This is a genomic window from Oceanobacillus phoenicis, assembly GCF_047238145.1.
Lineage (GTDB): Bacteria > Bacillota > Bacilli > Bacillales > Amphibacillaceae > Oceanobacillus.
In genome coordinates this window covers 3466705-3488339 of sequence record NZ_JBDFME010000001.1, presented here as the reverse complement: position 1 = coordinate 3488339, position 21635 = coordinate 3466705, and the positions used below count along the sequence as shown (strand labels likewise).

Genomic DNA, 21635 nt, shown 5'->3' with positions numbered 1-21635 from the left:
GATTATGTTATTGATGGAGGGGGGATTAAAATGGAAAAAATTATTGAAGTGAGTAATTTAACTAAGGTCTACAAGAAACGGAAAACAAAAGAAGTGATTGAAGCGTTAAAGGGAATTGATTTTGATGTCTTCAAAGGCGAGATTCTAGGATTATTGGGACCAAACGGTGCAGGAAAGACAACGACGATCAAATTAATCTGTGGATTATTACAACCAGATAATGGGATAGTAAGGATAAATGGAATATCGAACAAGCAACATCGACTAGAATCTTTACAGCATATTAGTGCTGTTCTAGAAGGAAATCGCAACTTATATTGGAGATTAAGTGTAAGAGAAAATATGGATTATTTTGCTGGTAATCGTGGGAAAGCGCCTAAAAAAGTAGCAAAAGAAATTGATGATCTATTGTATATGTTTAAGTTAAAGGATAAAGAAAATGAACTAGTAAATCGTCTATCTCGTGGTATGCAACAAAAGCTTGCAATTGCTGTTGCCATGTTAGCTGACACAGAAGTATTGCTGCTCGATGAGCCAACATTAGGTTTAGATGTAGAGACTAGCTTTGAAGTAAGAGGAATTCTAAAAAAGATAATTCGTGATTATGGAAGAACAATTATTATTAGTTCTCATGATATGGATGTGATTCAGGATATATGTGACCGTACCGTTATTATTAATCAAGGTAAAGTGATTATGAATGACAGAGTAGATCGCTTAATGGACTTATTTGACGTAAGGTCATATAAAATATCTATAGGTCAACCGTTAACGTTAAAGCAGATAGAATCCTTAAAAGAACAATTTCCTTTGTATGAATATGAAGGAGATGGCAACCATGCAACGATTACTGTTGACTTAGAAAAAAGTGAACATATTTATCAATTATTTGCGATTTTACAATTAAATCAAACTCAAATTGATTCCATTGATAGGAAAGCGGTCCGCTTTGATGAGGTATTTATGGAGATCATTAAGGGGGGACATGAATATGAAATGGTTTAATTTATTTCGAGTCAATTTGAAAAAAGAATATATTGAACTAAAGCGGTATTTACCAAATACAATTGCAATGATTTTAACATTTTATTTTATTTTTCTAGGATTGTTTGGTGTTATTCATTTCTTTGGAGATCCCTCTACGCAAGGTACAAATATTCAGTTTGTAATTGTTAATTATGTCTTTTGGTTCTTATCCCTTATGGTCATTCAACAAATTGGATATGATATCGTCAATGAAGGAATGCGGGGAACGTTAGAACAATTATCAATGTCACCGATGGGAATATTAAGAATTCTAATCACACGATTAATCGCTAATAATATTATATATGGAATTATTATCCTTATCCTATTATATGTGTCCATGTTTACAGCTGATCAGTGGTTGAATGTAGACATTATATCTATTCTACCAATATTTATTTTTACGGTTATCGGTATGATGGGGCTTGGATTAATCATTGGTGGAATTTCAATTATCTTAAAACAAGTACAAGCAATTTTACAGGTTTTGCAATTTCTTTTAGCAGCATTAGCATTTATCCCACTTGCTGCATCGCCAATTATGAATTTTTTACCTTTTGTTATTGGTATTGATCTTGTTCGAGACATTATGATAGATGGTGCAACTCTTATGGAACTAGGATGGATGAATATGATTTTACTTATTATCAATGCACTGGTTTATTTTGGAATTGGAATATTTTTTTTCAATTATTGTGAACGTTTTGCTATGAAAAGAGGACTGCTCGGTCAATATTAATTATGCAAATTATCCCATGAAATCTGTATAAAATAGGTAACTGTCTCTTACCAATATAAGCAAAATAACATAGGTTAATAGTGAACCTAATACAGAAAGGGGCTTATTTTATGCGTAGACATCATGGGGGACATTGTGGTTGCGAGAAAACAGTTGTACATCCTACAAAACACAACTGTGTAAACACTTGTTCAGAGAGTGTTGTAAATCACATTCATCCGAGTCATACCACAGTGATGAATCATCACACTGTAAAGAACAAGCATTTCTATCCGCATTCTACTTCATTCCAAAATCAAACGAACAATGTTAATGAATATGGTGGTTCTTTTAACGTACCAAACAACCAAGTGGCAGGAGCTATGTCACCAGGTTATGGTAATGGTAATGGCCAAGTGGCAGGAGCTACGTCACCAGGATACGGTAATGGTAACTGTAATAGTAATCAAGTTGGCGGCTCAATGCATCCAGGACATCATCACTGGAATAAACCAAATAAATGGTGTTAATCTAAAGAGGTGGCGTATATGCTACCTCCTTTCCTTTTTGAAAAGCTTGTTTCATATAGACACAATAGTACTGCTAGATGAAAGAATTTGATTGATTAAGATCGTCAATACGTAATACATAAGAAAGTTGGTTAGGTATGAAAATTTTAATGGTAACAGGCTATAAACCAATGGAATTAAATATTTTTAAAGAAGATGATTCTAGAATTCAATTTATAAAAGCTTCTCTAGAAAAACGAATACGTGAATTTTTAGAAGAAGGTTTAGAATGGGTAATTATATCTGGACAAATGGGAGTGGAGTTATGGGCTGCGGATGTTGTAATGGATTTAAAAGAAGAATATCCAGTTCAATTAGGCGTTTTTCCTCCTTTTGAAAATCATGATAGTCGGTGGCCAGAAATGTTAAAAGAGAAATATGAGGAATTAACGATGACAGCTGATTTTTTTAAAACAATCTATAAAGGAGATTATCAAGGTCCATATCAGTTTCGAACAAAAGATATGTGGTTAATTGATAAAAGCGATGCATGTCTGTTATTAGTGGATGAAGAGTTTCCTGGAAGTACTAAATATTTTTATGACACTTTACAAAAAACAGCTAAAGATTACCCCGTATTTACAATAACTCCCCAAGATATCGAAGACATTGTAGAAGATTTGCGTATGCAAGATCCGGATTATTGGGATTAATAATGAACAATAATGTACCTGTTATATATACCTAGCATAGGATGATATGGAGGAGGGATGTTATGTATTATAATTATGTACCATCACCGATGCGTCAGTCATTACCTATGCGACAAACGGAATCTACAATAACAGTTACTGGAACAGGATCGGTATTAGTCATACCTAGTATCGCACATGTACGGTTAGCGGTAGTAACAAGAAATGCTTCATTGGAAGAAGCACAACAACAAAATAATGAATCGATGACAAATGTTATTTCTGCAATTGTTGGTGAAGGAGTACCAAGGGAATCCATTCAAACTACAAGTTTTTCTGCACGGCCTATTTATAACTACGTAGATGGAAAGCAAATTTTTGAAACTTTTGAAGTTAGAAATGAAATTACCATAACTTTAGAAGATTTAGACCGTTTAGGAGAAATTATTGATTTAGCGATTAGCCAGGGAGCAAATGAAGTTGTTTCCGTGACGTTTTCTGTTGATGATCCAGAAAATTTTTATGAAGAAGCACTAACGTTAGCTTTACGAAATGCACAAAGCAAAGCTGAAGTTATAGCTCAAGAATTAGGAGTTTCAATTAATCCAATTCCAACAAAAATTACTGAGGTTGATTCCGGTGGTAATGGAGTAAAATTATTTGCAGCCTCTACTCCAGTGGAACCAGGTACACAACGGATAGAAGCTTCAGTTAAAGCTAATTATCAATTGCAAGGATAGAAAACGAATGGTAGCAGTGCCTTCTTTATGGCGAAGGAATTATATACTGTATATAATTGAAGTACGTAGTAATAGAGGAGGCAAAAATTGTGGAAGCATTTTTAATAATAATTTCTTACATTATCCCATTTGCGATTTTATATTTTGTTATTGTTACAGCAGTAAAACGTGGAATTGATCAATCAGAGGCTGGACGGATAATAATTGAAAACAAGGTACGAAATAAAGATCGAGAAAAGCAATGACATTACAATTATAAAACCTTTCTAAGTAAAAGCATCTTATTAGAGTTATCCTATACTTTAAGGATGCTTTTTTCGTATATTCACAATAATAAATAGGTAGTAATGATATAATAAAAAGTATTAAAAATTGCTGTTTTGTCAGATGTAATATTATAGGGAGGAGTGAAAAAGTTGGGGATCGTGATTCGACCTATGAAAAGAAAAGATATTACTAATGTGCAAGATATTGCTAAAACGAGTTGGCATGATACATATAATGGAATAATTCCAGAAAAAATACAGAATAGGTTCTTAGAAGGAGCCTACAGTGAAAAAAATATGAAATATAGGTTGAAAAGGTCTTATATTTATATCGCGGAAAAAGAAGGAGAGGCAGTGGGATTTGCTAATTTTTCACCGATGTCAGAGGAAGGGTATGTGGAATTAGGAGCACTATATTTATACCCATCACAGCAAGGAATTGGAATTGGTTCAGCACTTTTACATTATGGAATTGATCAATTGCATCCTCAAGAAATACAACTGAATGTGGAGAAAAATAATATAAAAGCATTGAATTTTTATAAGTCAAAGGGGTTTGAAATAATTAAAGATTTTCATGAAAACTTTGATGGACATCTTCTAAATACCTATCGCATGTCATGGAAACTAGATTAAATTCGATAATTAATAATAGAGGAAATTGGAATTGGTAGCATATACTAATTCTATTTTTTTATCTACAACTAAACATCGTTTTTTAAAATCGGATAATAAGCATGGGTAATTGGAGTGATTTTTCTTCATTCTTTTTTAACATTATATTTATATTGAGTTAAACTTCCTTCGGTAGTGTTGAAGTAGTTACAAAAGAAGGAGGAATTATGTGTTTAAGAAATTAGGTTGGATTTCAGTATTAAGTCTATTAATTTTTGCAGGAATTATAGGAGCGTCTTTTGGTAATGAAAAAGAAGCAGCCTCAGTAAAGGGTAAAAATAAAAAAGTAGAGAATGTAATTTATATGATACCAGATGGCTTTAGTTCAGATTATGCTTCCAATTACCGTACATATAAAGGAGAAGAGGTTGTATGGGATTCTCACTTAAAAGGTCTTTTTACAACCCACTCTGCAGATTCGGATGTGACTGATTCAGCGGCAGCTGGTACAGCAATGGCTACTGGTGAGAAAACAAACAACGGTGTCATTGGTAAGGATACAGATGGGAATAATTTAGAAACTATCTTAGAAAAATCGAAGCAACATCATAAAGCAACTGGATTAGTAGCTACATCTACGATCACACACGCTACTCCAGCTGCATTTGCAACACATGTAGAAGATAGAAATAATGAGACGGAGATTGCACGACAATTAATTGATTCTGAGGTAGATATTTTACTTGGTGGGGGAATGAATAATTTTATTGGAGAAGTAGAAGGAGGTAATCAAGAGGACGCTGGGCTTATGAAAAGAGCTCAAGATAAAGGCTATCTTTTAGCAGAAAATAGAGAGGAAATGTTAGAACAAAATATTGATATCAAGAAAGATGAGAGATTACTAGGCTTGTTTGCAAACGAAGCCTTATCTCCAGAACTTCATAGAAAAGATACGGAAGAACCAAGCTTAGAGGACATGACTACACATGCGATTGATCAACTGAATCAAAATAAACAAGGATTTTTCTTAATGGTCGAAGGTAGTCAAATTGATTGGGCTGGTCATGATAATGATCCTGCCTACGCTATGAGTGAGACAGAAGCGTTTGAAAAAGCGGTTCAAGCTGCAATTGATTTTGCTGAAGAAGATGGAGAGACATTAGTCGTGGTTGCGGCTGATCATGATACAGGAGGAATGACAACTGGTGGATATGATCAGATGGATTTAAATGCAAACATTCTTAATGATGTAACAGCGACAGGGGAATACATGGCGAATCAACTAGATGAAGAGCGTTCTAATGTTCATGAAGTTGTAAATACCTATACTGGGTTCAAATTGACGGAAGAAGAGATAGAATCTATTAAAGTAGCAGAAGACCCTAAGCTAGCTATTAATCATGTAGTTAGTGAACGATCCACTATTGGCTGGACAAGTACTGGTCATACAGCTGCAGATATTCCAATTTATGCATATGGTCCACAATCAGAATCATTTTCTGGGATATTGGATAACACAGACATTCCAAAATTATTAGAAAAAGCTATGAAACTAAAATAAAATTAGGCCTTTAGCTTACTTGAAAAAAATTACGCAATTTCACTGTATATCATTATTACTGATTATTTGATTGCTTGATTTTATAAAATTAATATATAAGTGAAATCCTGATCTACATTCCGAAAAGTAGCCAGCTTTCGGTATAATAGATCAGGATTTTTATTATTTTTGCTCCGTCTAGACTTGTGAGGGAACTACATTCATGCGTATAATATACAACAAGTTATTAGAAGGTGAGTGGTTTGAAGGTGAAGAATACAATAGAGCAGTTGAAAAATAGAATTGCTGTAGCGAGTAAACGTAAACCAGCTGAACTTGTAATAAAAAATGCAGAGGTTTTAAATGTATTTACTGGAGATTGGAAGAAGACGGATATAGCTATTATAGATGGTTATATTGCTGGTATCGGTGAATATGAAGGTGAGCAAATTGTTGATGCTACCGGTAAAAAAATCGTACCTGGGCTTATTAATGGGCATGTACATATTGAAAGTACAATGTTGACACCTCGAGAATTTTCAAAAGTGATGTTAAAACATGGTATAACGACAGCGATTACAGATCCTCATGAAATAGCTAATGTCGCAGGTAAATCTGGTTTAGAATATATGTTAAATGCTTCAGATGCCTTGCCAATGAACATTTTTGTTAATATGCCCTCGAGTGTACCTGCAACACAATTTGAACATAATGGTGCACAACTCGATGCGAAAGATTTATCTCCCTATATACAAAACTCTAATGTTCTTGGACTGGCAGAAGTAATGGATTTTTCCTCGGTCGCCAATGCAGAACAAACAATGTTAGAAAAAATAGCTACTACTATTCAACATGGCGGAACAATCGATGGTCATGCTGCTGGATTATCTAAAGAAGACTTAAATATTTACATGGCTGCTGGAATTCGTAATGATCATGAATCAGTTACTGCACAAGAAGGGAAAGATAGACTGGAAGCAGGAATGTACTTGATGATACGAGAAGGAACGGTAGCCAAAGATTTGGAATCTTTATTACCAATTATTAATGAAAAAAATGCAAGACGGTGTGTATTTGTAACCGATGATATGTTACTAGATGATTTAGTAGAGAATGGAGATATCGATCATATAATACGTAAAGCAATCCAATTTGGACTAGATCCAGTAAAGGCCTATCAAATGGCTACATTAAATACATCTGAATGTTATGGGTTAAGAGAGCTTGGAGCGATAGCACCGGGATATATAGCAGACTTTTTAATTTTGAATGATGAATATCAGGTTGACATTCATCAAGTTTATAAAAACGGTAAGTGTGTAGTGGATGAAGGAGAAATTAATCAGTCTTATTTTTCTGCTTCCCTCACTTATGAGGCAAGTAAATTACCAAAGCCTTGTATTCATCAATTAAAAACAAGTGATTTTTCCATTCAAATTTCACAAGATTATTGTAATATCATAGAAATTGTTCCTAATAAAATTATAACGAATCACATTTGTGAGAAAGTAGATGTCAAAGATGGAAAGTTTGTACCTTCTATAGACAGAGACCAATTACTGATTGCGGTAGTGGAGAGACATAAAGGCCTAGGTTATATTGGAAAAGGAATAGTGAAAGGTTTCCAAATGAAAGAAGGAGCCATAGCGACATCTGTGGCACATGATTCACATAACTTTGTTGTAGTAGGGACTTCAGAAGAAGAAATGCTTATAGCTATAAAAAAAGTGGAAGAACTTAATGGTGGGTTAGTCATAACGAAGCAGAAGCAGGTTAAGGCTTACTTAGCATTACCAATTGGAGGATTAATGTCTGATAAAGATTATATAGATGTTTATGAAGATGTTGTGAAGTTAAATCATGTAGCAGAGGATATTGGTATTCCTACTACATTTAATCCATTTTTAACGTTATCATTTTTAACTTTACCTGTAATACCGGCTCTTAAAATAACTGATCAAGGATTATTTGACTTTAAAACATTCTCTCATATTGATATCGAAGTAGAGGAGAAATAGTATCAATAAATTATATATATGCGTGTTCAGCATGATTTGATTTCCCATGGAGATGAGTCTTTTAGTTAATGCTACTAAATGTTCTCATCTTGACCTCTCCCCTCTTTGAGGGTTACGTATATTCGCGACGGTCTATTATTGTTCAGTTTATGCATTAAACCTCTGTTTTGTTCCTATCGTTTCTGATTGTTTGAATTCCATCATGAGAACTTTTATGGGATAATTGAAATTGAAAAGTGTGATTATTGTAACGTCTCAAACTGAATGGGGAAGGGAAAATGGATATTCAAATAATACGCATGAACCAAAAATACGCAGTTGAAGCGCTTTGTTGGAAATATGAAAAACCATATGATTTTTATAATCATGTTCTTACTACAGGTGCAATTGCTGAACTTCTGGGAAATCAATATTATGCGATAATTAATGGAGATAGAGAGCTAATTGGTTTTTTCTGTTTAGGACGTTCCGCGCAGGTTCCGGCTGGAGATCGATTTGGTGCTTATATTGATGATTGTATTGATCTTGGATTGGGAATGAAACCAGAATATACGGGTAGAGGATATGGAACGATATTTTTAAGCCATATCTTGAATTATGTCTATGATACTTGCCCATTGAAAGATATTCGTCTAACTGTGGCAACGTTTAATCACCGTGCAATTTGTTTATATGAAAATCATGGTTTTATTAAAAAACAAAAATTTTTACATAAAAATACAGATTTTATAACGATGATAAAGTACGTTTCATAATAAGATATGTTTTAAACAACCCAACAAATTGATTTTGAAACACTGCTTCAGAAGTATGCCTCGCTTATCCAACAAGCGGCTGGTGAGCCTTCGGATGCTTATGCACCATGGTCTCACCTATGCCCTGATCCCACAGGATTATCTGTCTTATTATTGTTCATCTTTTGAGAAAAACGTTTTGTTATATTTCTTGCCCTTTTAAATGGCCCTTGGCGAATATGTAATTGACTTAATTATATTTCAAATGAGATGGTTTGACGATATGTATATGTAAACATTACAATATAGTAATGTTGAATTTAGATAGTAATATCTATCCATGTAAAATAGAAATAAAAAGGTGAATATAATTATGATAGAAAATGTGAAAATGCCAACCTATATAAAAGAACTAGAACAATATCCAAAAGTAAAACTAGATAAATTGCGACGTATTCATGCAATTCCTAACGCTAGTCAGCTTAATAAAGCCAATTTAGTGGAACGATTGGCAACAGAGATTCCAGACAGGTTTCAAGTTACACTAATGTATTTTAATAAACCTGTAATGGACTTATTTAATGAATTTCAACGAAATAATGGTGTGATTCCTGTCCATGTAAAAACCAAAGAAATGCTATTTTTACAGGCGCTTGGATTCATATTTGTTAAAGAAGTAGAAGAAGTTGCTATTATGCCAAAAGAGTTACTAAAAGTATATGATAATATACAATCAAATGAGTTGCAGAAGACAGCTTCCCGTAATACGAAATGGCATAAATTAACGGAAGGTATGTTATATTATTACGGCGTGATGAAGCAGGAAATATTGATTGCTCAAATTGAAAAAATAACAAATGAAAAAATTGAATCATTTGAATTTCTTCATGTCATGAAGATTGCTGAAACAATGTATCAATCCTTTGAAATACAAGTGGATAAAAAAATATATATAGATTTTCGTGTAGATGATCCTGATTTTATTTTAGTTGAACAATCGAAAAGAAAAGAAATACCTTATTATCCTTTTACTGAACAAGAACTTTTACAAAGTAGCGATGTTGATTTTGTACCATCGACTAAAGGGTTAAAAAAACTCCGCAAATATATACTACGTAATTTTGATATCGAAGAAATTGATGTTTTAGATATACTTGATAACTATATTATTATATGTAATATTGATCAAAAACCGACAGCGCCACTTCAATATTTAAATGAAGTATTTGAGTTTAATTCAGAGCAGCAATTTCATGAATTTGTACAACTCGTCATGAATGCAACTAACGAAGTAAGGTTATGGATTTTAAAAGGCTATACACCTACTGAAATTTCACAAATGAATAATTCGAACCTAAAAGAACTACCAAAAGGCAATTTTGTAATTCAAAATGAAGATACAAGTCCCATAAAAAAATCAAAAGTTGGTAGAAATGATCCTTGCCCTTGTGGAACTGGCAAGAAATATAAAAAATGTTGTATGTAATATATTAGAAAAATCGATGGAGCAAGAAAGTGTCCAGTTGTTTCCAAAACACATCTGATTATGAACTGGATTCAATATTTGATATATACATTCTTGAAATTATGGCCTATTAAACAATGGTAAATACATTGTTTAATAGGCCATAATAAGAAAATCTAGTTAATCTCCTTAGTATAAAGGTACATTTTATATGTTTCATAGTCACTAGCTTAAGACATCCTTATTTTTTTTCATATAGTAAAGTATGAAATAAGAAAGGGGGATGTATAATGGGTAAATATAACGGATATCGTGGTTGTAAGTGTAGTAAATGTCAAAACCACAATAATAACAACGACTATGTAGAAACAATTACAAGTCCAACTCGACAAATAGTTCGTAACACAACAGATCATAGAACTGTGAGATATATTCATCCAACTAAAATCAAAAATGTTCATCGTACTATTGTTCGTAATGAAAACTATTATCCAGTAAGCGAATCTGATTTTGAAGAGACAGTTGTAGAAAACTATGACTGTGGAAGCGATGTAAATGATTCAAGTAATTGTCGTAGAGTCGGTAGTGAAAGTAATGGCAATGGAAACGGTAACAGTAATGGGTGTCACAAAAAAAGACACAAAGATGATAAAGAACGTGGTGGTAGAAGACATGGTAAATGTTGTGGACACCGTAAACACGGGTTTATCTAATTAATTAAAAAGATGATTTTTGTTTGAGGTGTATAATGCCTCAACAATAATCATCTTTTTACTTTTTAGTATTTATATGATTTGTCCACTGTCAATAGGGATGACAGTAGCATTGATAAATCCAGAGTGATTAGATAGTAAAAAGCAACCAAATGTCCTACTTCTTCTGGTTTCCTAAATCTTTTCATTGGATTTACACTTACAAATTTTTACCTGCTTCTTCCCAATTGTCTTCACCCATTTGTTTTAGAGAATCTTCTACCATAGGCGTCAATATAGCACCAGGAGCAACTGCTTTAATACTAACTCCATATTGTTCATACTCTATTCCAGAATTTCGGGTTAAGCCTACAACACCATGTTTACTTGCTACATAACCTGATTGGTTTCCAACTCCACGGATACCTTCTATAGAATGCCTTCTCTTTGAATAGAATTATTTCTTATGCATTATTATCCTAATCTCGATAACTTGACAAAAATAATAAAACGTCGTATATTATATTTAATTAAAGATATATTAATTAAATATAAATGGAGGGATAACTTATGAATACTGCAGGAATCCATCATATTTCGGCCATTGTTGGACATCCTCAAGAAAATGTAGATTTCTATGCAAGTGTATTAGGATTAAGATTGGTTAAGAAAACAATTAATTTTGATGATCCTAGTACCTATCATCTTTATTTTGGTAATAAAGCAGGAGAACCAGGAACAATCATTACCTTCTTTCCATGGGCGAATGCATACCAAGGTAGAATAGGGTCTGGTCAAGTTGGTGTTACGAGTTATGCAATACCACCAGGAACGATGAACTTCTGGGAAGAGCGTCTTGCTAAATTTAACATACCCACAGAGAAAGTAATGCGTTTTGGTGATACGTATCTTGCGTTTAATGATATTCATGGCTTGAATTTAGAATTAGTTGAAACAGAGAATGGAAAATTAAATGATTTTTCATTTGGTGATATTACACCTGAAGTTTCAATTAAAGGATTTGCTGGGGCAATATTACTTCCCTCTCACCCAGGAAAAACAGGAGAGACATTAGTAAATACGTTAGGATTTGAAAAAGTTGCAGAGGAAGGAGAGTATATTCGATATCGATCTTATGGAGATATTGGAAATACGATTGATATTAAACAAACTGCTTCTCCAAAAGGTCAAATGGGGGTTGGAACAGTTCATCATATCGCTTTTAGGGCAAAAGATAATCAAGAGCATTTAGAATGGCAGCAGCATGTAGCTAAACACGGATTACATGTAACGGAAGTTAAAGATCGTAACTATTTTAATGCCATTTATTTTAAAGAGCATGGTGAGATTTTATTTGAGATAGCTACAGATCCTCCTGGATTTGCTCACGATGAATCAGTAAAAACGATGGGTGAAACATTAAAATTACCTAGCCAATATGAAATATTTAGAGCGAGATTAGAGAAAAAACTAATTCCTATTGAAATAAGAAATTTGGATAACTAGAGGTTAAGGCTATTTGGAATAAAGTAAGAAAAGATAGATAAAGTAGATAGAACCAGAACTAGAATGAGAAAAATACATTCTAGTTCTGGTTTATTATAAAAGTACAATAGCAGCATGCCAAATTTTCGTGTGATATGGTATAGGTTAAAAGGTGGGATCGAATTTGGGATCAAGAATAATGCATTTAATAATTACAAAGAGAATTACAGAGCATTTTCCTATAGAGGATGTTCATTCATTTCTAATTGGGGGAATCGCGCCAGATGCAATAACATCAAAGGATGCATCGCACTTTTATAAAGGATCTTTAGAAAATTATACAAGAACGATTGATTATATAGGATTTATAGAAAAGTATAAAGAATATAAAACTAATCCCTATGTGTTAGGATATTTTAGTCATTTAGTAGCCGATGATCTATGGCTAAAAGGTTTTTACTTACCTTGGTTGAAGAATAGAATGGAATCGAATAAAGAAATTTTTCAATTATACCATCAAGATTTTCGAATTTTAAATGGAAAATTATTAGAATTTTATGATTATAACAAAGAGTTAAACGATCAACTGCAATCGAATATAGAAATAAAGGATTTAGAGGAAGTAAAGTCACAGGATGTTAAAAACTTTATAGATTTTGTTCTGGATGATATGCGATATAGCAATAAGGAGTTAGTAGCTATATTAAATGTATTTACATTACAACAAATTATTGGATACATAGAAACATCTGTAGAAAGAGCAATTTATTTTATGAAAAAACTATCAGAATAGAGAACTGTACAAAATATTTAGTTGCTGTCTTTCTTATGGGCTACCCATATAGTCCAACAATCTTTTTCAACAATCTCCATATCAGGAAGTCGATTTTCTAGCTTTTGAATCCATAATTTTAATTCAGCGTCAGTAAGTTCATGTAAAATGGATCTTCCTTTTCTGGATTCAATTTCTCGTCGTAAATCCTGAAAGGAATCATATTTTTTTCGAACTTCCCATAAATTCATGTGTTTTATTTCTGTAAAACCTGCATTTTTTAATTGAAATATAGTTTCTGAAATAGTGGGCCTTCGCTGCTTTTCAATTTCAATAAGTTCCGGAAAATCATAATATAAATACCCTCGGAGATGACTCGTGGATCCAGGGATTAGACAATCTTCAATAGTACGGTCTTGAATAAATATTATTCCTTCATTTCGCAATATTCGAGCAGCTTCCATAAATGCTGCTTCTGGGTCTGATAAATGATGTAATACCGCACGCTGTAAGTAGAAATCAATAGAACTTGATTCTAGCCCACTGCTATAAGCAGTTCCTTTAAGAAAACGAGTTCGCTTTAGGTATTGGTAATTATTGGTGGCTGAAGTTAACATTGCATCAGAAAAATCAATTCCGTATATTTCCTTAAATCCTAAGTCAGCTAATGCTTCAGTGTATAACCCTCCACCACACCCCATATCTACAGCGATCTTATGTTGAGGTTTTTCAATAAAGGTTTGTAACTTTTCTATCCATGTTATATCAACGGGTCTATTGCTATAAGAATTTGTATTTTCAAACGAATGAAAATCAATCATTACGTTACCTCCTTTCCGATATTATATCGATTCATGGTAAGAATATATAATATCGTTTCATTATAAAAAGTGATTCGAAATAATTAATAATTATTTTACAAACAGATTTCTTGAGATGAAGTTAACGATATGTTTATATTATACTATTGTGATTTAAAGAATAGAATATCATGGAGGGATTTTTACAGATGAAAATAGCAGCATTGGTAGGAAGTAACAGAAAAGATTCTTACAATAAACAACTTGTAGAATATATGAAAGAAAAATATGCAGGAAAGTTAGATATCGATATTTTACCAATCGATGAACTTCCTTTTTATAATCAAGATAAAGAAATGGATCCACCAGCAATTGTAGAGGATTTAAGAGCAAGAATTAAAAATAGTGATGGTATTTTATTTGCTACACCAGAATACAATGGCTCGATTTCGGGTATGTTAAAAAATGCAATCGACTGGTTCTCTCGTGTGGATCTAGTGATGGTAAATAAACCAGCCATGATCGTTGGTGCATCAATGGGAGCTATGGGTACGGTCAAAGCACAAATGCAATTGCGTCAAATATTAAATGCACCTGGTGTTGGTACTTTGACATTACCAGGAAATGAAGTATTCGTTGGTTCTGTCCAAAATAAAATGGACGAGCTAGGTAACTTAACGGATGAGCCAACAGTACAATTTATAGATAATGTTGTTGATAATTTTGTTCAATGGATTAATCGTGTAGAAGCATAAATAATTGATAAAAAACCTGGTAATTATTTACCGGGTTTTATTATTCTTTTATCTACATAACTCTAACAAATAGCTAAAGAATATATCTTGTAAGGATAAAATTAACATGATATAATAATTTTTTTGCTAAAATTTTATAGGTTTAAAGAAAGAAGGATTATTATGAGTGAGAGCCATGTAGGTGGGTCTACAGAGAATATGAGTCGTATGCCAATATTAGTGGTATTATTATCCGGTGCGTTTGTTGCAATTTTGAATCAGACATTATTAGGAACAGCGTTACCTCATATTATGGGTGATCTAGAACTAGACGCTAACACTGCACAATGGCTACAGTCTGCGTTTATGCTTGTAAATGGTATTATGATTCCAATTACTGCGTTCCTGATTGGAACATTCACTACGCGCAGTTTATTTCTAGCGGCAATGTCATTTTTCGCTATAGGAACATTAATATGTGGGGTCGCTCCGAATTTTGGATTACTCTTAACAGGAAGGATTTTACAAGCTGCAGGAGCGGGTATTATCATGCCGTTAATGCAAACAATTATGATGTTAATCTACCCTAAAGAGCAAAGAGGTAGTGCAATGGGGATGTTTGGACTTGTCATTTCATTTGCACCTGCTATTGGACCGTCACTATCTGGTTATATTGTAGAACATTTCCCTTGGAGAACATTGTTCTTTATGGTTCTACCTATTGCAATCATTAATATTGCAATCGCATATTTTCTACTAAAAAATGTAACAAAACGTACATTTCCAAAATTGGATAAACTATCCATCATTTTATCTACATTAGGATTTGGTGGATTGCTATATGGATTTAGTATTGCTGGTAGTGCTGGATGGCTAAGCAATCAAGTGATTATATCGATGGTTATAGGAATTATTGCTTTGGCTTGGTTTATATTGAGACAATTAAATTTAAAAACACCAATATTAGAATTTCGTGTATTTCAATACAAAATATTTACGATTACAACGGTACTTGGAATGGTAACTTTCATGACAATGATAGGTGCTGCTGTTATTCTTCCGTTATATATGCAGGATATGTTAGGGTTTTCTGCATTTGAATCAGGACTCGCTTTACTAGCTGGTGCAATTCTACAAGGGATATTGAACCCAATCACGGGAAGGTTATTCGATAGGTATGGTTCGCGTTACTTAGCTATCATTGGACTTAGCTTAATTGTGGTAACCACGTTTATGTTCGGTATGTTGAGTACCGAAACAAGCTTCACATATATTGCAACCATACACGCAATTCGTATGTTAGGAGTTGCTATGGCTATGATGCCAGTGACTACTGCTGGACTAAATGCATTACCGAATGAGTATATAGCTCATGGTACCGCAGTAAATAACACATTGAGACAAGTTTCAGGTGCTATTGGAACAGCATTGCCAATTACAATCATGTCGACAGCTGCAATTCCTGAAAAAGGATTGGAAGGGTTAATACATGGAGTGAATGTTTCCTTTATTGTTACAGCAATCATTTCTATAGTAGGGCTTATTCTTGCATTCTTCATTCGTGATGGGAAAGAAAAGAGAATTACATCACGATAACTAAAAAAGCTTGGACTTTGCGTCCAAGCTTTTTTACTATATAGAAGACATTTCTACTTTTGTACTATCGATTCGATTATAGGCACCATGCATCACTGGCCCTACGTATTCATTTAATTTCCAGCCATTTGCAATTGCAGATGTTACAAATGATTTAGCTGTTTTAACAGCTTCTAATACATCCTTACCATGGGCTAGGTTAGCTGTAATTGCTGCTGCAAATGTACAACCTGCTCCATGATTATACGTAGTATTGATTTTATCGCTTTCCAATAGTTCAAAACGATTGCCATCATAGAAAAGGTCTATTGCCTTATCATGGTCCAAATCTTTTCCACCTTTAATTACAACATTTTTCGCACCTAATTCATGAATTTTAACCGCAGCATCTTTCATTTGTTCTAAAGTTTTTATGGGAGATGTTTTTGCTAATTGTGCTGCCTCAAAAAGGTTTGGTGTTGTAACTAGGGAACGTGGTAATAATTCTTCACGCATAGCATCTGTATTTTCCGGTTGTAGAACTTCATCGTCACCTTTACAAACCATTACAGGGTCTAGTACATATTGTTTTATATTAAATTCATCAATTTTTTTTGCACCTAAATTGATTATTTCTACAGATCCAAGCATACCAGATTTCATTGCGTCTACACCTACAGATAGTATGGTATCTAATTGCTTCTCAACTACCTCAACATCGATTGGTGTTACATGATGATTCCATCCTTGAGGGTTCATGGAAACAATAGAAGTCAATGCAGTCATCCCGTAAACATTTAATTCTTGAAATGTTTTTAAGTCAGCTGCTATACCTGCACCACCACTAGAATCTGATCCAGCGAGAGTTAATGTTTTTTTCATAGTCATACTCTGTTTCCTCCTTTGTTGCCCAAAAATCGCGCTTTGATAATTATTGATAGTTAAAGAATAATCCTTTATGACCTAGTTGTAAAGTCATAGCGGTTATATGTTAGACATTGACAAATTGTTCGTCTGTATCTAAAATCCCTTTAATTTTTGTAGCATGGAATGGTTGTCCATTTAACCATTTTTGGAAATCAAAAATGAGAGGCGGGCGATTAGCTCCTAATGCAATCCAGGCTTTCATTTCTTTTGGCAAATACGCTGTTGTGTGCAGAGTACCAGCCCAAGCTCCATATTTTTTAGAGAAGACTCCTTTTTCCAGATTATTTAATAATTGATAGGCCTCAAGAGGGTTTTGTACTGATGATTGTTGGGAAGAAATTTTGTTAAGCCTTTCCATTGATTCGTCAGTTCTGTATCGATTTTCCTCCGTAAGTTCTTCAAAGTGATTTGTACACATATTTGCTTCACGGAATCTTACATTTCGAGGGGATACTTCAGCTACTACGGAATATCCATTTTTGTCGAGTAAAACATAACTAAATGTATGCCTATGTGGTAGCTCTTGTATTAAACGCTTTGCTTCCTCTACAGAAGCGCAATGTTCTAAAAGTAATCTCCCTATCATGTTGCATACAAATCCGTCATCTGATTTGATTCTGTTCACAAAGTTATAACCCATGGCGAACCCTTTTTCATTTATCCCATCAGTTCTACCTGTGATTTGCATTGTCGGACCGACAGACGCATAACCTTCATCAGTAGGGTTATATATCACATATCTTCCTTCGTAGGAACGAGGTGCATTATCATAGTTTCGAATTAAGAAATCAGCCTCTGTATATATAGAGCAACCACTACGCCCATATTCATAATAGTATCCGCCAAATTCACGAATAGCATCTTTTATAGGCATTTTCAATGCATCGGCTAGCCCTTCTAGTTCCTCCCAAATTGCTGGTGAAAAAGTTTTAAAAGCATCTCTAACCTCGTCAATATCAACAAGAAAATTTCGCCAACGATTTCCTTTTTGTAAATTACGATGTTTTAGAATAGGTGAATTTTGAAGAAGTTCACCTTGTTTATATCCAAATTGATAGTGATTTCCTTTAAATTGTATAATATCACTATATACATTAATCATAATCATTTCTCCATTCTAATGCAGAGTAATTTGAGTTTAGATGATTTTTGTTAAGAAGGAAAAGAAATTGCTTGGAATAAAATAAGGGGACATGAAAATGGAAAAAAATAATTATCTTGAAATTTACCATAAACTTTATGATTATTATGGTCCTCAAGCATGGTGGCCAGCAAGTTCTAACTTAGAAATGCTTTTAGGATCTATTCTTGTCCAACGAACAAATTGGCGAAATGTAGAAAAAGCTCTAGCGCGATTAGAAACCAATGTACATGATGCTAATTATTTGTATCAAATAGAAGAAAGGGAGCTTTCGGAAAAAATACGTCCAAGTGGTTTTTATCGTATTAAAGCAGCAAGAATAAAGGCGTTTATTACTTGGTTTCGTAACTATAATTATGATGTATCAGTAGTACAAGACATTCCGCATAACAAGTTGCGATCAGAGTTACTATCGATAAAAGGTATTGGAGATGAGACCGCAGATGTAATGTTGTTATACGCTTTTGAAAAACATACATTTATCGCTGATCAATATGCATTCAGGATTTTTAATCGGATTGGCATGGGAGTACCATCCACATATCGTGGTTTGCAAAAAATGGTAGAGAAAGGTTTACCGAATGACATCCTTCTTTACCAAGAATACCATGCATTATTAGTGGAACACGCAAAAGTACATTGTAAGGTAAAGCCACTATGTAACACTTGTCCAGTAAAATCGATTTGTGCATTTGGACTGCAAAAACAAGAATAATTCAGGGGCTCAACTAAAGAGGGTTATCGCCCCTGATCCTGTTCTAATTGATCAATTTTTCTTTGTAATAATTGAATTTGTTGTTGCATTTCTTGGAGCTGACGTTGATTAATGGAAGATTGTTGAGAAAACCCTTCCGTTTCTTTTAAATCTTCTTCATACACTATTGAGGATCCTATAAAGGCAATAATTGCACCTACAGTTGATACCATACCACCATAGTATATTAGCTTATCTCCAAATTTAATGTTCGTATTTGATGTGAAAGAAGAATCAGAAAAGGTATTTGGATTATTTAGAAAAAATTGACTCACGGTCCTCCACCCCTGAAAAAACATTATAAAATAGCATATGTTCATTAATAAAAAATTGCCCCTAATGAACATATATGTACAAGCTTACGTTTAATTTTCATCTTGTTGACGATAGGAATCTTTCTTTATATACTTTTCCTCCGTATGTTGTTCTTCCGCAAATTCAGCTTGTACAGTTTGCATGTTAGTTCTTCTCGTATTATCCTTCTCTTCAAGAATTTTTTCTTTCATATAAATATGAAAAACGGATTCAGTAAGGCTAATTATTATGGAAATATAGACTGAAGCTGTTGCTATTGGAAAGGTAGTTCCTAAAAAGGTGTATAAAAGCAACCATACGGAAGCATAAGCAAATATTAAGTCACCAATTGCAGCAGCAACATAACCCATCTTCGGTAAAATCCATAGATCTCCAATCACATAAGTAGCTAATGTTAGTATTGCACTCATCACAATCATCTCAGTCACACTTAGAAATTCAAATATACTTACAATTGATAAAAGAATTGTAGCGATAATGACAAATTTAATTCCAATTGCTTTAAGATGTTTCATTTTTAATCATCCTTTAAAACATATATTTGAGTTTAGTCTGTTCCATTTTCTGGTTCCTATGTATCTAAGAAGGCTAATCATTGAATTGACAGTAAAATCAATCAATTCTATACTTAGTTTAATTTGTAGAATATGGGGAGATGAGAATTATGAATATAGAAGAATTAAATATAATACAAATTCAAGATGCTTTCGATGATGGGGAATTTTCCTCTAAAGAGTTAACGTTTTATTACTTGAATCGAATTGCAAAATATGATCAAGCTGGTCCTAAACTTAATTCCATCTTAGAAATAAATCCGGATGCAGTTCACATTGCTGATGCGCTTGATTATGAAAGAAGAACTTTAGGACCACGTAGTCTGTTGCACGGTATCCCTATCCTTATGAAAGATAATATAGATACCGCGGACAAAATGCATACCAGTGCTGGATCCTTAGCTTTACAAAATCATTACGCTAAGAAGGACGCATGGGTGATTCAACAATTACGAAAAGCAGGTGCAGTAATTTTAGGGAAGACAAATATGACTGAATGGGCTAATTTTATGGCTGATAATATGCCCGCTGGTTACAGTTCAAGAGGTGGGCAAGTAAAGAACCCATATGGTAAACATTTCACTCCGGGAGGATCAAGTGCAGGTTCGGGAGTTGCTGTTGCAGCAGGTTTAGCGGTAGCAGCCGTTGGGACCGAAACATCAGGATCAATTTTAAGCCCGGCAAGCCAAAATGGAATTGTTGGCATAAAACCAACAATTGGAATGATAAGTCGGACGGGCATTATTCCAATTTCTCACACGCAAGATACTGCTGGACCAATGACTAGAAATGTTACTGATGCAGCAGTTCTTTTAAACTATTTACAAGGTATTGATCAAGAAGATCCTATTACTCGTATTAATCCAATTCTTTCTACGGATTTACGATTATCTTTACGTGAAGATGGCTTAACTCACAAACGAATTGGTATTGCAAGAACCCCCTATTTTCATGAATTATCGAATAGTCATAAAAAGGCGTTAGATCATTCTATCGACACATTAAAAAGACTTGGTGCTATTGTTGTCGACCCCATTGAAATTCAAATTCCTGAGAGTTTTAATAACATCGAAGTAATGTTGCATGAATTTAAAGTTGGTATTGAAGGATATTTAAACACGGTCGATGCAAAACTTGGTATTCACACTTTAGCGGATATTATAAATCAAAATAAAATGATTGGTCACGACGCGTTAGTATACGGTCAACAGGTATTGGTTAAAGCAGATAAAACCAGTGGAAACCTAACAGAACCTACATACTTACGAGCTTTAGAAAATGATCAAAGGGATGCGAGGAAAAACGGTATTGATGCTGTGGTCGAAGAAAATAATTTAGATGCTATTTTATTTCCAAGTTACAAAGGAGCGCTTATCTCTGCAAAAGCGGGGTATCCTTCTATAACTGTTCCATCAGGTTTTTGTGAAACCGATGGTCCTATTGGTATTACATTTACAGGAAAATCCTTTACAGAACCACAATTGCTAGAAATTGCGTATGCTTATGAAAGTGGGGTGGAGTCTGATTGGAAAGTCAATTTAAAATAAGAGGGGGAGAGTTATT

The 21635-nt window shown here is 33.8% G+C and carries 23 protein-coding genes and 1 pseudogene; 18 read left to right on the top strand and 6 right to left on the bottom strand.

Annotated elements, in window-relative coordinates; genetic code table 11:
* Positions 1-30 precede the first annotated feature (30 nt).
* The 12 genes from ABC346_RS17505 to ABC346_RS17450 all read left to right on the top strand — a co-directional run bounded on the left by ABC346_RS17505 (position 31) and on the right by ABC346_RS17450 (position 11036).
* Positions 31-1005 carry an ABC transporter ATP-binding protein gene (locus ABC346_RS17505; RefSeq protein ID WP_413236075.1) on the top strand — a complete coding sequence of 325 codons (975 nt, stop codon included), beginning with the start codon at positions 31-33 and terminating at the stop codon, positions 1003-1005.
* The gene (locus ABC346_RS17500; protein ID WP_413236074.1) at positions 992-1765 is read left to right on the top strand and encodes an ABC transporter permease; all 774 of its coding nucleotides are present in this window, start codon (positions 992-994) and stop codon (positions 1763-1765) included. The genes ABC346_RS17505 and ABC346_RS17500 overlap by 14 nt, the downstream gene beginning before the upstream one ends.
* A gap of 110 nt (positions 1766-1875) precedes the next feature.
* A complete protein-coding gene (locus ABC346_RS17495) occupies positions 1876-2274 on the top strand; it encodes a spore coat protein (RefSeq protein WP_413236073.1) in 399 nt (132 codons plus the stop codon).
* Between the two features lie 137 nt (positions 2275-2411).
* On the top strand, positions 2412-2966 hold the full coding sequence (locus tag ABC346_RS17490; protein ID WP_413236072.1) for an SLOG family protein: 555 nt from the start codon (positions 2412-2414) through the stop codon (positions 2964-2966).
* 62 nt (positions 2967-3028) lie between these two features.
* On the top strand, positions 3029-3685 hold the full coding sequence (locus ABC346_RS17485; protein WP_413236071.1) for an SIMPL domain-containing protein: 657 nt from the start codon (positions 3029-3031) through the stop codon (positions 3683-3685).
* An 89-nt stretch (positions 3686-3774) separates the two neighbouring features.
* A complete protein-coding gene (locus tag ABC346_RS17480) occupies positions 3775-3930 on the top strand; it encodes a hypothetical protein (protein ID WP_413236070.1) in 156 nt (51 codons plus the stop codon).
* A gap of 192 nt (positions 3931-4122) precedes the next feature.
* Positions 4123-4587, top strand: coding sequence for a GNAT family N-acetyltransferase (locus ABC346_RS17475; RefSeq protein ID WP_413236572.1), 465 nt, complete (start codon positions 4123-4125; stop codon positions 4585-4587).
* A 208-nt stretch (positions 4588-4795) separates the two neighbouring features.
* Positions 4796-6127, top strand: coding sequence for an alkaline phosphatase (locus tag ABC346_RS17470; protein WP_413236069.1), 1332 nt, complete (start codon positions 4796-4798; stop codon positions 6125-6127).
* Positions 6128-6375: 248 nt separating this feature from the next.
* A complete protein-coding gene (gene ade / locus ABC346_RS17465; RefSeq protein ID WP_413236068.1) occupies positions 6376-8124 on the top strand; it encodes an adenine deaminase in 1749 nt (582 codons plus the stop codon).
* Positions 8125-8402: 278 nt separating this feature from the next.
* Positions 8403-8879: a GNAT family N-acetyltransferase gene (locus ABC346_RS17460; RefSeq protein ID WP_413236067.1), complete on the top strand. Its 477-nt coding sequence runs from the start codon at positions 8403-8405 to the stop codon at positions 8877-8879.
* A 352-nt stretch (positions 8880-9231) separates the two neighbouring features.
* A complete protein-coding gene (locus ABC346_RS17455) occupies positions 9232-10344 on the top strand; it encodes a YecA family protein (RefSeq protein ID WP_413236066.1) in 1113 nt (370 codons plus the stop codon).
* A gap of 269 nt (positions 10345-10613) precedes the next feature.
* Entirely contained in the window at positions 10614-11036 is a 423-nt protein-coding gene (locus tag ABC346_RS17450) for a spore coat protein (protein WP_413236065.1), read from the top strand.
* A 65-nt stretch (positions 11037-11101) separates the two neighbouring features.
* Here the strand turns inward: ABC346_RS17450 and ABC346_RS17445 are convergent.
* Positions 11102-11451, bottom strand: a pseudogene (locus ABC346_RS17445) (SDR family oxidoreductase); the annotation flags it as partial.
* A gap of 134 nt (positions 11452-11585) precedes the next feature.
* Here ABC346_RS17445 and ABC346_RS17440 point away from each other — a divergent pair.
* Both ABC346_RS17440 and ABC346_RS17435 read left to right on the top strand, forming a co-directional pair.
* A complete protein-coding gene (locus ABC346_RS17440; protein ID WP_413236064.1) occupies positions 11586-12521 on the top strand; it encodes a ring-cleaving dioxygenase in 936 nt (311 codons plus the stop codon).
* A 163-nt stretch (positions 12522-12684) separates the two neighbouring features.
* Entirely contained in the window at positions 12685-13293 is a 609-nt protein-coding gene (locus ABC346_RS17435) for a zinc dependent phospholipase C family protein (RefSeq protein WP_413236063.1), read from the top strand.
* Between the two features lie 17 nt (positions 13294-13310).
* Here the strand turns inward: ABC346_RS17435 and ABC346_RS17430 are convergent, their stop codons facing one another.
* The gene (locus ABC346_RS17430) at positions 13311-14093 is read right to left on the bottom strand and encodes a class I SAM-dependent methyltransferase (protein ID WP_413236062.1); all 783 of its coding nucleotides are present in this window, start codon (positions 14091-14093) and stop codon (positions 13311-13313) included.
* Between the two features lie 188 nt (positions 14094-14281).
* Here ABC346_RS17430 and ABC346_RS17425 point away from each other — a divergent pair, with 188 nt between their 5' ends.
* Both ABC346_RS17425 and ABC346_RS17420 read left to right on the top strand, forming a co-directional pair.
* Positions 14282-14827, top strand: coding sequence for an NADPH-dependent FMN reductase (locus tag ABC346_RS17425; RefSeq protein WP_413236061.1), 546 nt, complete (start codon positions 14282-14284; stop codon positions 14825-14827).
* Between the two features lie 162 nt (positions 14828-14989).
* Entirely contained in the window at positions 14990-16402 is a 1413-nt protein-coding gene (locus tag ABC346_RS17420; RefSeq protein WP_413236060.1) for a DHA2 family efflux MFS transporter permease subunit, read from the top strand.
* Between the two features lie 36 nt (positions 16403-16438).
* Here ABC346_RS17420 and pdxK read toward each other — a convergent pair whose 3' ends face one another.
* A complete protein-coding gene (gene pdxK / locus ABC346_RS17415; protein ID WP_413236059.1) occupies positions 16439-17269 on the bottom strand; it encodes a pyridoxine/pyridoxal/pyridoxamine kinase in 831 nt (276 codons plus the stop codon).
* 103 nt (positions 17270-17372) lie between these two features.
* Positions 17373-18410 (bottom strand): C45 family autoproteolytic acyltransferase/hydrolase, encoded by a 1038-nt coding sequence (locus ABC346_RS17410; RefSeq protein WP_413236058.1) that lies wholly within the window; start codon positions 18408-18410, stop codon positions 17373-17375.
* 97 nt (positions 18411-18507) lie between these two features.
* Between ABC346_RS17410 and ABC346_RS17405 the strand changes: the two genes are divergently transcribed.
* The gene (locus tag ABC346_RS17405; RefSeq protein WP_413236057.1) at positions 18508-19164 is read left to right on the top strand and encodes an endonuclease III domain-containing protein; all 657 of its coding nucleotides are present in this window, start codon (positions 18508-18510) and stop codon (positions 19162-19164) included.
* A 23-nt stretch (positions 19165-19187) separates the two neighbouring features.
* On the opposite strand, the gene ABC346_RS17400 is transcribed toward ABC346_RS17405, so the two are convergent.
* Together ABC346_RS17400 and ABC346_RS17395 are read right to left on the bottom strand one after the other, a co-directional pair.
* The gene (locus ABC346_RS17400) at positions 19188-19478 is read right to left on the bottom strand and encodes a hypothetical protein (RefSeq protein ID WP_413236056.1); all 291 of its coding nucleotides are present in this window, start codon (positions 19476-19478) and stop codon (positions 19188-19190) included.
* 90 nt (positions 19479-19568) lie between these two features.
* Positions 19569-20033: a YndM family protein gene (locus tag ABC346_RS17395; RefSeq protein WP_413236055.1), complete on the bottom strand. Its 465-nt coding sequence runs from the start codon at positions 20031-20033 to the stop codon at positions 19569-19571.
* Between the two features lie 149 nt (positions 20034-20182).
* Here ABC346_RS17395 and ABC346_RS17390 point away from each other — a divergent pair, with 149 nt between their 5' ends.
* Complete coding sequence (locus ABC346_RS17390) at positions 20183-21619, top strand: amidase family protein (RefSeq protein WP_413236054.1); 1437 nt, start codon at positions 20183-20185, stop codon at positions 21617-21619.
* The last annotated feature ends 16 nt before the right edge of the window (positions 21620-21635 follow it).